The 11,393-nt window shown below is 63.3% G+C and carries 13 protein-coding genes; 6 read left to right on the top strand and 7 right to left on the bottom strand.

Translation table 11 applies throughout. From position 1 onward, the window contains the following. Positions 1 to 38: 38 nt before the first annotated feature. The gene (locus J8I87_RS14395; protein ID WP_209932118.1) at positions 39 to 563 is read right to left on the bottom strand and encodes a DUF6622 family protein; all 525 of its coding nucleotides are present in this window, start codon (positions 561 to 563) and stop codon (positions 39 to 41) included. Positions 564 to 775: 212 nt separating this feature from the next. On the opposite strand from J8I87_RS14395, the gene J8I87_RS14390 reads away from it, so the two are divergent. Then, entirely contained in the window at positions 776 to 1,141 is a 366-nt protein-coding gene (locus J8I87_RS14390; protein WP_209932117.1) for a DUF2784 domain-containing protein, read from the top strand. Positions 1,142 to 1,159: 18 nt separating this feature from the next. Here J8I87_RS14390 and J8I87_RS14385 read toward each other — a convergent pair whose 3' ends face one another. After that, on the bottom strand, positions 1,160 to 2,329 hold the full coding sequence (locus J8I87_RS14385; protein WP_209932116.1) for an MFS transporter: 1,170 nt from the start codon (positions 2,327 to 2,329) through the stop codon (positions 1,160 to 1,162). A gap of 132 nt (positions 2,330 to 2,461) precedes the next feature. Here J8I87_RS14385 and J8I87_RS14380 point away from each other — a divergent pair, with 132 nt between their 5' ends. Further along, entirely contained in the window at positions 2,462 to 3,349 is an 888-nt protein-coding gene (locus tag J8I87_RS14380; RefSeq protein WP_209932115.1) for a LysR family transcriptional regulator, read from the top strand. A 56-nt stretch (positions 3,350 to 3,405) separates the two neighbouring features. On the opposite strand, the gene J8I87_RS14375 is transcribed toward J8I87_RS14380, so the two are convergent. Continuing rightward, positions 3,406 to 3,699 carry a hypothetical protein gene (locus J8I87_RS14375; protein ID WP_313064482.1) on the bottom strand — a complete coding sequence of 98 codons (294 nt, stop codon included), beginning with the start codon at positions 3,697 to 3,699 and terminating at the stop codon, positions 3,406 to 3,408. A gap of 450 nt (positions 3,700 to 4,149) precedes the next feature. Between J8I87_RS14375 and J8I87_RS14370 the strand changes: the two genes are divergently transcribed. Continuing rightward, positions 4,150 to 5,910, top strand: coding sequence for a pyrrolo-quinoline quinone (locus tag J8I87_RS14370; RefSeq protein WP_209932114.1), 1,761 nt, complete (start codon positions 4,150 to 4,152; stop codon positions 5,908 to 5,910). A gap of 31 nt (positions 5,911 to 5,941) precedes the next feature. On the opposite strand, the gene J8I87_RS44740 is transcribed toward J8I87_RS14370, so the two are convergent. Beyond that, the gene (locus tag J8I87_RS44740; protein ID WP_245253934.1) at positions 5,942 to 6,217 is read right to left on the bottom strand and encodes a hypothetical protein; all 276 of its coding nucleotides are present in this window, start codon (positions 6,215 to 6,217) and stop codon (positions 5,942 to 5,944) included. Here J8I87_RS44740 and J8I87_RS44735 point away from each other — a divergent pair. Then, complete coding sequence (locus J8I87_RS44735) at positions 6,216 to 6,395, top strand: hypothetical protein (protein WP_245253933.1); 180 nt, start codon at positions 6,216 to 6,218, stop codon at positions 6,393 to 6,395. The genes J8I87_RS44740 and J8I87_RS44735 overlap by 2 nt on opposite strands. A 169-nt stretch (positions 6,396 to 6,564) precedes the next feature. Beyond that, entirely contained in the window at positions 6,565 to 7,614 is a 1,050-nt protein-coding gene (locus tag J8I87_RS14360; protein WP_209932113.1) for an alpha/beta fold hydrolase, read from the top strand. 65 nt (positions 7,615 to 7,679) lie between these two features. Here J8I87_RS14360 and J8I87_RS14355 read toward each other — a convergent pair whose 3' ends face one another. Further along, positions 7,680 to 8,627, bottom strand: coding sequence for a LysR family transcriptional regulator (locus J8I87_RS14355; protein WP_209932112.1), 948 nt, complete (start codon positions 8,625 to 8,627; stop codon positions 7,680 to 7,682). A gap of 170 nt (positions 8,628 to 8,797) precedes the next feature. Here J8I87_RS14355 and J8I87_RS14350 point away from each other — a divergent pair, with 170 nt between their 5' ends. Beyond that, entirely contained in the window at positions 8,798 to 10,015 is a 1,218-nt protein-coding gene (locus tag J8I87_RS14350) for an FAD-dependent monooxygenase (RefSeq protein WP_209932111.1), read from the top strand. Positions 10,016 to 10,072: 57 nt separating this feature from the next. Here the strand turns inward: J8I87_RS14350 and J8I87_RS14345 are convergent, their stop codons facing one another. Together J8I87_RS14345 and J8I87_RS14340 are read right to left on the bottom strand one after the other, a co-directional pair. Beyond that, positions 10,073 to 10,705: a LysE family translocator gene (locus tag J8I87_RS14345; protein ID WP_209932110.1), complete on the bottom strand. Its 633-nt coding sequence runs from the start codon at positions 10,703 to 10,705 to the stop codon at positions 10,073 to 10,075. Positions 10,706 to 10,845: 140 nt separating this feature from the next. Beyond that, positions 10,846 to 11,247: a hypothetical protein gene (locus J8I87_RS14340; protein ID WP_245253932.1), complete on the bottom strand. Its 402-nt coding sequence runs from the start codon at positions 11,245 to 11,247 to the stop codon at positions 10,846 to 10,848. Positions 11,248 to 11,393: the final 146 nt, after the last annotated feature.

Genomic DNA, 11,393 nt, shown 5'->3' with positions numbered 1-11,393 from the left:
TGAATGCTGCTGGCTGCCCGCGTGTCCGCGGCTGATGCTCAAGCGCTTCGCGAGCAGGACTGGAGCATCCGGCGCGCGCTCAGTGCCCGCCAGTAGGTGATGAAGCGTCCGCCGAATACGCCCGCGACGACGCCGGACACGGCAGCATCGGTCAACATGTACATGCCGAGCGACGAAATGTCCGTCGCGGTCGCCGTTTCGACGCCGAGCCAGAATTTGGCGGCGAAGGTCGCGATGATCAGCAGCAACGGCACCACGGAGCCGGGCAGCATGACGGTATTCGCAATCGGATCGACGATGAAACGGCTTCGGCTCGCGATGAACACGCCGCCTGCAATGCCTGCGATTGCGCCCGCCACCCATACGATCACGGACGACCATCCCGCCAGCGGGTCCGACACCAGATGAAGGATGCCCCATCCGGCAAAGATCAGCGGCGTGATGGCGAGCGTCGAAAGCGGGCTCGTGCCGCTGTTCAGCGCCTTGAACCCGCGCGATAGCAGGACGACGAGCAGCACCCAGACCCAGATTGGCGTGCCATAAATGATTTCTGCGGGTGACATGATGATCTCCTTCAGACCTGATGGTTTGTCGACGCGTAGCTAACGTCCGGCTACGGAATGACGCTCATCGTAGTCGCGCTGAATTAGCGAGGAATGAGCGGGTGCGGCCGGGCTTTTCAGGTCGCCGGCCCGGCGTGGAAGCGTCCACGAGCGGCCGTCCGGCGCGAGCGCGATAATCGTCGTATCCGAATCGCGACATCAAGGGCCGTTACATGCGCTGGCTGGCCGTCACGGTACTTGTGCTGCACGCGCTGCTCGTGCTGTTCATCGTCGGCGGGGTGATCGCAATCTGGGCAGGCGCGGCCTTCAGGCACGGCTGGGTGCACAACCGCGCGTTCCGCATGCTGCATCTCGCGGCGATCGGCATCGTCGCGGCGCTGGCCGTACTCGACATACCGTGCCCGCTCACCGTTCTCGAAGACCGGCTGCGCACGGGAGAAGCCAGTCAGCAAGGCTTCATTCAGCGCTGGGTGAGCGACTGGATGTACTACGATCTGCCCGGCTGGGTGTTCGTCGTCGCCTACGTGGCGTTTCTGATGATCGTGCTTCTCACGTGGCGACATATCCCGCCGCGCTGACGCCGCCAGCGCGAGCGCTCATTCCCGCACCGCTGCGCGCGCGGTTACTTGCGGCCGGACCTGCAACGTCAGCGACGCGCACCCGAGCGCCAGGCCCACCGCGCACACGCCGGGCCATTGCCACACGCTCCACGCCCAGATGCCCAGCGATGAACCGGCGGCGCCGCCCGCAAACCGGATCGTCATATAAAGCGTATTGATGCGGCTCATCGCATCGCTCTTGATGCTCATGTTGCGGGCCATGTTCGCGACATGCCCGCTTTGCAGCCCCAGATCGAGAAAGATCACGCCGGCGACGATTCCGCCAATCGTGCCGCCCGCCAGCGCCAGAATCGCGAAGGCCACGACGAAGATCGCGCCGCTCGCCAAGACGACGACGCGCGGATTGCGCGTATCGATCAACTTGCCCGCGCCTGTCGACGCGAGCGCGCCGACCACGCCGACCAGTCCGAACAGCCCCGCGATTTCGCTTCCGTAGCGCGCGTCCATGCTGCGCAGGTGAAACGCCAACGTGGCCCAGAACGCGCTGAATGCCGCGAACTGAAGCGCCGCAATGGCGGATGTCTGACGCACGAGCGGCTCCGCGCGCGTCAGCGTCCACAGCGAGCCCATCAGGCCGCGGTACGTTCCCGTGTAGGTGGGCTGTGCTTTCGGCAGCAGGCGCGACAACACGGCAGCGAGCACGAGCATCGCTGCCGCCGCGAGCCAATAGACAGCGCGCCATCCGACATGCTGGGCGATCGACCCGGAAACCGAGCGCGACACGAGAATGCCGCACAGCAATCCGAACATCACGATGCCGACCGCTTCGCCGCGTTGCTGGGGCCCCGCCAGTTGGGCCGCGAACGGCGTCAACAACTGCGGCGCGACGCTTGCGAGTCCCGTCGCGAAACTGGCCGCCACGAGCCAGGGCAGAGTCGGCGAAAGCGCGATGGCGGCGAGCGCAACCGCTGCCGCGCACAACAACGTGCGCAGCAGCGAACGACGTTCCAGCTTGTCTCCAAGCGGAACGAACAGCAGCAGGCCAAGCGCATAACCCGTCTGCGCGGCCACGGATACCGCGCCAGCCTGCCGCTCGCTGGTGTGAAACGCGGACGCAAAGTCGGCCAGCAGCGGCTGGTTGTAATAGTTGTTCGCGACCACGACACCGGCGGCGGCCGCCATGACCCAGTAGATCGAACGTTGCATCTGCGCGTGCTCCCGTGGCGCTGCGGCGTTGACGTTCATGCTCCCCATTGCAGCGAATGTAGACTATTCCGGAACTTGCCGGTATCCCAGCCGGCCGGCAAGCACCCTTGCTCAATGCGGAAGAGTCGAATCATGGATCGTCTTGAAGCAATGAACGTCTATGTGCGGGTCGTCGAGGCGGGAAGCCTGTCGGCGGCGGCGCGCTCGATCCCGATGTCGTTGACCTCGGTGAGCCGCCACATCTCGGCGCTCGAAGAGCAGTTCGGCGCCCAGCTGCTACGCCGCACGACGCGCAACCTGGCGATGACGGACGAAGGGCGCATCCTTTACGACCGGGCAAAGGCGATTCTCGGCGAAGTGGATGAGCTCGGCAGCGCGTTGTCGGCCCGTCGCGGCAAGTTGTCGGGGCGGCTGCGGATCAGCGCGCCCAACCTGCTGGGCCGGCTCGTGATTGCGCCGCTGCTGCCGCGCTTTCTTGCGCTGCATCCCGATGTTGCCATCGATCTTCTGCTCGTGGACCGCGTCGTGAATCTGGTGGAGGAAGGCCTGCATCTCGCCGTGCGCGTGGGCCGCTTGCCCGATTCGAGCCTCGTCGCGCGCAAGCTCGACGACCTTCAGATGGTGGTGTGCGCCGCGCCCGCGTATCTGGCACGGCGCGGCACACCGCGCACGCTCGACGAGCTGCGCAGCCACGATTGCCTCGTATTCTCCGACGCGCCCGGACCCGTCGACTGGCGCTTCCAGTCCGGCACGGCTCGCGCGCGCATCAACGTGACGGGCCGCTTGTGGATGAACAGCCTCGATGCGCTGGTGTCGGCGTCGATCGAAGGCGCAGGCATCGTGCGCGCGCCGGCGTGGCAGGTCGCGGAACATATCGAGGCGGGACGTCTGCGGCCTGTGCTCGAAAAGTTCGCGCCGCCCTCGACGCCCGTACACGTGCTGTTCGAGCGCACGAAGTTGTCGTCGCCGAAGATCCGGACCTTCGTCGACTATCTCGTCGGGCAATGGCGCAGCGCGTGATCCCGGCGCCTGCGGCCGCGCGCTTGGAGGTGCTTAGGTGCTTCGGGCCGAACGGTCTATTGAACTGCCATCGCGAGTCCGCTGCGCAGGTCGCCTTTACTTGCCGACGCGCGCAGTGTGCCGATTGTCGCGCCGGACAACGTTGCGATCAGCGTGTGAAGCGTGAAGTCCACGTCTTCGGGCGCGATGTTGAAATGCACGCGCACCTTGTCATGCAGTTCGTGGGTGCGGGAAATGGAGACGCCGAGCGGAGAACGAAGCAGCGTCGCGAGATGCACACGAAAGACTTCTGGCGATGTGCCGGTGAGAAACACTTCGAGTTGCACGCGCCGTGCGCGCAGACGAATCACATTGGAGTGCGACCGTGTCCCGTCGTCCGGCGTGAGGTTTCGATCGCCGGAGATCGTAGAGGTTGTGCAGAGCCCATGCTTTTGATTGCCGCCCTTCGCGGTTGTCGAGATGGACCAGGCGTAGTCAATCGATGACACGCCCAGCGACCGATTACGCGGAACTCGTCAAGGACAGCGGATTCACGCTGGCGCAGGTCTCGCGTGTAGTCAGGTTGAAGCGCCGTTGATGGCGGCGCGCAGACTGTCGACCTGAAACGCTGCCGCCGGCTGCGAAAACGGTGCGGCCTCTTGTCCTTGAAATTGCCGGTTACGTCATCCACCATACCGAGGTGCATCGAGCCTTCGTATTCTCCCTTTTGGACGCGGCGCGGTACGGGAATTGCTCAGTAGTGGTGCCCCACAGTCGCAGCCGATAATCCTCGCGGTCCCTCCACCGCACGGGAGACGTCCATGAACCGCAAGCACCGCTTGTTTCCGAGTTCGACGATCTTTCACGACATCGCTCAGATGTTTGTCGTCGTGGCAGTCTGCGTGTCGTGCAGCGGAGGAAGCAGCACCTCCGACAGCGCGGGCGGCGGCGGATCGGGCAGCGCGGGTGGATCAGGTGGCGCGGGTGGCTCGGGCAGCGGGTCGGGCGGTACCGGCGGATCGGGCAGCGGCTCGGGCGGCATGGGCAGCGCGGGCGGCACGGGCAGTGTCGCATCGACGTCAGCCGACGTGCTGACCTACCACAACGACCTCGCCCGCACGGGCCAGTATCTCGCTGAAACGACCCTCACGCCTGCCAATGTCAAACCGGCCACATTCGGCAAGGTGGGCTTTCTCGCCGTCGATGGCAAGGTCGATGCGCAGCCGCTTTATGTCGGCAATCTTTCGATCGGCGGTGTCGCGCACAACGTCGTATTCGTCGTGACGGAACATGCGAGCGTCTACGCTTTCGACGCCGATACCAACGCAATGCTCTGGCAACGCTCGCTGCTCGGCGCGGGCGAAACCACCAGCGACGATCGCCACTGCAGTCAGATCACGCCGGAAATCGGCATCACGTCGACACCCGTCATCGATCGCAAGCGCGGATCGAACGGTGTGATGTATGCGGTGGCGATGAGCAAGGACTCAGGCGGATCGATTCATCAGCGCCTGCATGCAGTCGATCTGGCGACGGGCGCCGAGGCGCTCGGAGGCCCCACCGAGATCGCCGCCACGTATCCCGGCAACGGCGTGAACAGCAGGAACGGCGTCACCGTGTTCGACCCGCAGCAATACGCGGAGCGGCAGGCGCTGGCGCTCGTCAACGGCAACGTCTATCTCGCGTGGACGTCGCATTGCGATCAGGGCATCTACGGCGGCTGGGTGATGGCGTACAGCGCGGATACGCTCGCGCAAACGAGTGCGCTCAACCTGACGCCGAACGGCGCGATGGGTTCGGTGTGGATGGCGGGCGCGGGCATGGCGTCGGATGGCACGTCGCTTTATCTGCTCGATGCGAACGGAACATTCGACACGACGCTGAACGCACAGGGATTTCCGTCGAAAGGCAATTTCGGCAATGCGTTCCTGAAGCTGGGAACATCGCCGAAGCTCGCCGTCGCCGACTACTTCGCGACCTTCGACACGGTCTCGCAATCCGCGAAAGACGCCGACCTCGGCTCGGGCGGCGCACTGGTGCTGCCCGATCTCGTCGACGCGGGCGGCGTCACGCGGCACCTTGCGCTCGGCGCGGGCAAGGACTCGAAGATCTACGTGGTCAATCGCGACGACATGGGCAAGTTCAATTCCGGCGGCAACCTGATCTGGCAGGAGATCGACGGCCAGTTGCCAGGCGGCGTGTTCTCGATGGCGGCGTACTACGGCAACGTGGTCTATTACGGCTCCGCCGGCGACAACCTCAAGGCATTCCCGATCACGGCGGCGCATCTGGCCAGCACGCCCGCCTCGCAAAGCGCGGGCAAGTTTCCTTATCCGGGCGCGACGCCGAGCGTGTCCGCCAACGGCGCGCAGAACGCGATCGTATGGGCCGCCGAGAACGGCCAGGTGGCGGCGCTGCACGCTTTCAACGCCAGCAACCTCGGACAGGAGCTGTACAACAGCAATCAATCCGGCTCGCGGGATACGTTCGGCGCAGGCAACAAATACATCACGCCGATGATCGCGCATGGGCGCGTGTACGTCGGCACGCCGAGCGGCGTAGCGGTGTTCGGATTGTTGTAGGCGTTCACAGGCTGTATCGCGATGCCGTGAACTACTTCAGGAGATCCTTATGCCAACCTATGTCGTGTCGGCGGCGGCTGGCCGCTTGAGCAAAGAGTTCAGGCAGGCCATCCCTTCGGGCATCACGCAATCGCACAGCGGCGCGACGGGCGCTTAGGGATTCTTCGCACAGGTCATCTTTCGGGACATTGCCGATGGCGATCATTTCCTCGGCGCAAAGCCATTGAAGGCGGATCACATCTTCGTTCACGGGCATATCCGTGCAGGCAGGACCTCGGCGCAAAAGCGCCAGTTGCTGGACGATCATGAAGGTGATCGCCGATGCCGCTGCCATCGAGCGCCGTTATATATGGGTATATGTGTCCGAGTTGCCGCCATCGCAAATGGTCGAATACGGCAACGTGCTTCCTGAGCCCGGCAGCGAGGCGCAATGGCTCGAATCGATGTCGGATGAAGACGGGAACTATATGCTCGGTATCGGTTGATCAGAGTCGCCTCGACTGCATTCGATGCAACACGTCACGCATCGGGTGCATGGCTGTGACCGGCACCTCGTCCGCTCGCTGGACGAATCAGCGGTACAGTTGCCGAACCCGCGCGCATCCGCCGATGCTTATGCGCCGACGTTCGAACGCCCTTGTCGAGGAGTGAAAAGTGTCGAAGAAAATCGATTCGCGCCGTCGAGGTCTGGTGAGCGCGGCAGCCTTGCTCGCGGCTGCCCAGTTCGTCGCGCCGCGTTTTGCGGATGCACAAAGCAACACGTCGAAGCGCGCGGCGCTGCCGCCCGTCAAGCCGGGCACTCACACGTCGTTTGCATCGCTCAAGCAGATCGATGCGGGCTTGCTGAACGTCGGTTATGCGGAGCTGGGTCCAGGCGACGGACCCGCCGTCATTTTGCTGCACGGCTGGCCATACGATATCTACAGCTTCGTCGATGTCGCGCCGCTGCTCGCAGCGCGCGGCTATCGCGTGATCGTGCCGTATCTGCGCGGCTATGGTTCGACGCGCTTTCTTTCCGCCGACACGATGCGCAACGGCCAGCCGACGGCGATTGCCTCCGACATCGTCGCGCTGATGGATGCGCTCGATATCCAGCAGGCGGTGCTGGCGGGCTTCGACTGGGGCGCGCGCACCGCCGACATCATCGCCGTGCTGTGGCCACAGCGGTGCAAGGCGCTGGTCTCCGTGAGCGGCTACCTGATCGGCAATCAGCAGGCGGGCATGATGCCGCTGCCGCCGGAAGCGGAGTTGCAATGGTGGTATCAGTTCTACTTCGCAACGGATCGCGGGCGCGCGGGCTATCAGAAGTACACGCATGACTTCGCGAAGCTGATCTGGAAGCTGGCTTCGCCGAAATGGAAGTTCGACGACGCGACGTACGAGCGCAGCGCGGCCGCGTTCACCAACCCCGACCATGTGGACATCACGATCCACAACTATCGCTGGCGGCTGGGTCTCGCGCAGGGCGAGGCGAAATACGAACCGCTCGAGCAGCGGCTCGTGCCCGCGCCCGCGATCGGCGTGCCCAGCATCACGATGGAAGGCGATGCCAACGGTGCGCCGCACCCGCCGCCGAGCGCGTACGCAGCGAAATTTACGGGCAAATATGAGCATCGGACCATCACGGGCGGCATCGGGCATAACCTGCCGCAGGAAGCGCCGCGCGCATTCGCGCAGGCCGTGATCGACGTCGACAGGCTCTAACATCGCGCGCAACGTGGTAAGTGAAGGAATGTCCGATCGACGATGCCGGTCAGCCGCAGTTCGAGCTACGCGCTTTTTTTCACGGTCTTCGTTCTGCGCGTTTGCATCGCCGGGTCCGCGAACAGGTCGATCACCATCGCGCGCAGCCAGCGATTGCCCTCGTCCTGCTGGACTCGCGCGTGCCAGAGCAAATGGATCGGCGCGGCGGGCAACGTCGCGGGCAATTCGCGCAGGCTCAATGAGAACGGCGCTGCCAACTGCAAGGCTAATCGCTCCGGCACCGTGGCAATCAGATCGGTGCGTTGCAAGATGTAGCCGACGCTCATGAAATGCGGCACCGTCAGTCGCACCCGGCGCTGCACGCCTCGATGTTTCAGCCAATCGTCCACCTGACCGTGTCCCGTGCCGGCGGACACCACCACCAGATGCTCGGCTTCACGCCAGGCGGCGAGCGTGAGCGGCGCATCTTCGAGCGCATGGCCGCGCCTGAAAACGCAGACATACCGCTGATCGAACAGGCGGCGCTGATAGAACCCGCCCTTGAGCTGCGGCAGCAGACCGATGGCGAGATCGACCCGGCCTTCCGCCATCTCGTTGCTCAGATTGACGCTCGTGTCGCGAACAGTATTGAGCGCGATGCCAGGCGCCTCGCGCGATAGTCGTTCGACCAGTGCGGGCAGAAAGACGACCTCGCCGATATCGGTCATGCCGATCGTTATCGTGCGCGTGACACGCAGCGGATCGAAACCGGTCTCGGGATTGAGTGCCGCGTGCAGGATCGCGAGCGCCTGAGATACGGGCTCGGCCAGCCGCAATGCGAACGGCGTGGGCACGACTCCGCCGGGCCCGCGCACGAACAGCGGATCACCAAGCCGCCGACGCAGTTTGGCGAGCGCATTGCTCACGCCAGGCTGACTCATGTTCATCTGCTCGGCCACGGTCGATACTCGCCGCTCATGCATCAACCGTTGGAAAAGCAGCAGCAGATTGAGATCAACTTCACTCAGCTTCATGACGCGGATATCCCGGTTCATTGATTTCAGTGATGATGCTGATTCAATCCATTTTATTGTGAAATGGACCTCCAGTGCCGAGAATTCAGACACGGCACACGCATCGGACTTCAGCACAGTATGCGTGCCGCGCCGACTCAAACACGCAGTGTGAAAACTGGAGACACTTCATGGAACAGCTGGATCTGAAGATCGCAATAATCGGTGCTGGCATCGCGGGCCTCACGCTCGCGCTCGCGCTGCGAGAACATGGCGTCGACGCGCAGCTCTACGAGCAGACCGATGAGCTTCGCGAGGTCGGAGCGGCCGTTGCGCTGTCGGCGAATGCAACGCGCTTTTACGAGAACATGGGACTGCGTGCCGCCTTTGATGCCGTGTGCGCCGAAATTCCCGCGCTGATCTATCGGGACGGACGCAACGGCGAAGTGATTGGACGGCATCGTGGCGAACCCAGCTATCGCCAGCAGTTCGGAGGATCCTATTGGGGCGTGCACCGCGCGGACCTGCAGGCCGTGCTGTCGAGCGCGGTCGGCCTCGATCGCATCAATCTCAGCCATCGGCTGACGGATCTCGTGCAGCATCCGGATCGTGTGAGTTTGAGTTTCGCTAACGGTCGGCGCATCGACGCCGATCTGGTGATCGGCGCCGACGGGGCGCGCTCGATCACGCGGCGCTGGATGCTCGGCTACGACGACGCGTTGTATTCGGGCTGCTCAGGTTTTCGTGGCGTGGTGCCGGCCGGACGCATGGATCTGCTGCCCGATCCCGAGGCCATTCAGTTCTGGATAGGACCGCAGGGCCATCTGCTTCATTACCCGATCGGCGACAAAGGCGACCAGAACTTCCTGCTCGTCGAGCGCCATCCTTCGCCTTGGCCGTCGCGCGAGTGGGTCACACCTGCGAGCGAAGGAGAGCAGCTGCGCCTGTTCAAGGAATGGCATCCGGCCGTGGTGCAGATGATCTCGGCGGTGCCCGTCAGCCAGCGCTGGGGCCTGTTCCATCGTCCTCCGCTCGGGCGCTGGAGCAAGGGCCGCGTGACGCTCATCGGCGATGCCGCGCACGCGCTCGTGCCGCACCACGGCCAGGGCGCCAATCAGTCGATCGAAGATGCCGTGGTGCTGGCCGCGCAACTGGCCAAAGCGGGCCCGGGTCGCTGGCGCGACGCGCAGGAGGCCTACGAGCGGTTGCGGCGGGGCCGCACGCGCAAGGTGCAATACGCGTCGATATCGACGGCTGACGTGTTGCATCTGCCGGATGGACCCGAGGCGCAGGCGCGCAACGCCCGCCTTCGCGCACGCGATAGCCTGCTGCACCATCTGGACTGGATTCACGATTTCGACGCGCTCGCCGAGGAGCCGACGGAGCGCCAGGGCGGCACCTGGCTTTGAAGTGTCTTCGACGCTTTTGCGAGTCGACATTCGACGAGCGAAGCGACTGAAGCTGAGCTAGACACGCAACGCCAGGAGTTTGATTCCGGCAATCCCGAATACGACGGCCAGGCATCCTTCCAATGCGCGACGGGTCCGCACGTACATCCTGCGAGCGGAGTCCGTCGAAAATAGTAGCGCATAACCGCCGAACACCAGACATCCGATGGCCGCACAGCCCGCGATTAAAGCACTATGGGCAGATCCCGTGCCGTTCGACGACAGAGCAACAATTGAAACCCAAACGAGGATAGCTTTTGGATTGGTGAGATGGAGCAACGCTCCACGCGAGTAGACGCTCGTCAATGTCGGTGCTTGTTCCACGTTCAGTACGGATGCAGCTGCCGCCGCAAGCGCATTGCGTGCGGATTTGAAGGCTAGCCACAAGAGATACAGACCACCAAATACCTTGACCCCAATGATGAATTGAGAATAAGCGATCAGGGCAGCCGAGACGCCTAGCGTTGCCACCGTCGCCCAAAACATCGACCCCGAGATGACACCGAGTGCGAACATCAACGCCGCTTTCCGGCCGTGACTGGCCGCGATCGACATGATTGCCAGGTTGCTCGGCCCGGGACTCGCGGTGCCAATGAAATACGCTGCGTAGGCAAGTAGCAGGTTTGTCGAGGAGAAGGCGTTTCCAGTCATGTCATGAATCCAGAAAAGGTCGATGCCGCTATCGGCACCTGATGCGTGATGCGGGCACTCGAGCGTCGGTTTCTATATCAACCTCGCCTGCCTCTCCTGGGAACCGGCGGGCGCGTCAGCCCAGTACGCGTTAGCGCTTTCTACTGAGGGGAAGGCGGATTTAAAAGCTTGCTCAACGGCTTCAGTGGGCCGATTGGGAGGAGCGAGAATGTCATCAAGTGCGCTTTCCCCAACGGAAGTGCCTCAAGCATTTCATGCGCTTGATTGACGTCCGTAATGTTCAGGATGAACGCCACCCCAGCCCGGTCTTGCAGTGAATACCACTGGTCAATCTTGCCTTCGAGGTAGAGCTGCGCCGTCTCGCGAACTTCGTTCGGAAGAATGCGTTGGACACGTTGCATATCCGTGCCCGGCGGAAAGGTGCCAATCGCCAATATCTTCGTGGTTGGCGTGATTGGCATCGGAGTGGTTTGCGACATGGAAACTCCAGCAGAAGCGATCAGCACAAAGGCTGTTGTCAAATTGCGAAGAAGGCGTTTCATCCAACGTCCCGCACCGCTATGTCGGCGCAAATTCTGGCCACTTGGACAAACTCGGCCGTGGCAGCAAGCCCGCGCGCGTGAGAGTAGTCGAGGGCGTCCAGTTGCCGTGGTGTGAGCGGGTGATCCTCAGGCAGGAGGACCGAGAG

This window comes from Paraburkholderia sp. LEh10 (assembly GCF_017814945.1).
GTDB lineage: Bacteria > Pseudomonadota > Gammaproteobacteria > Burkholderiales > Burkholderiaceae > Paraburkholderia.
This window is presented reverse-complemented; position numbering and strand designations above follow the sequence as displayed.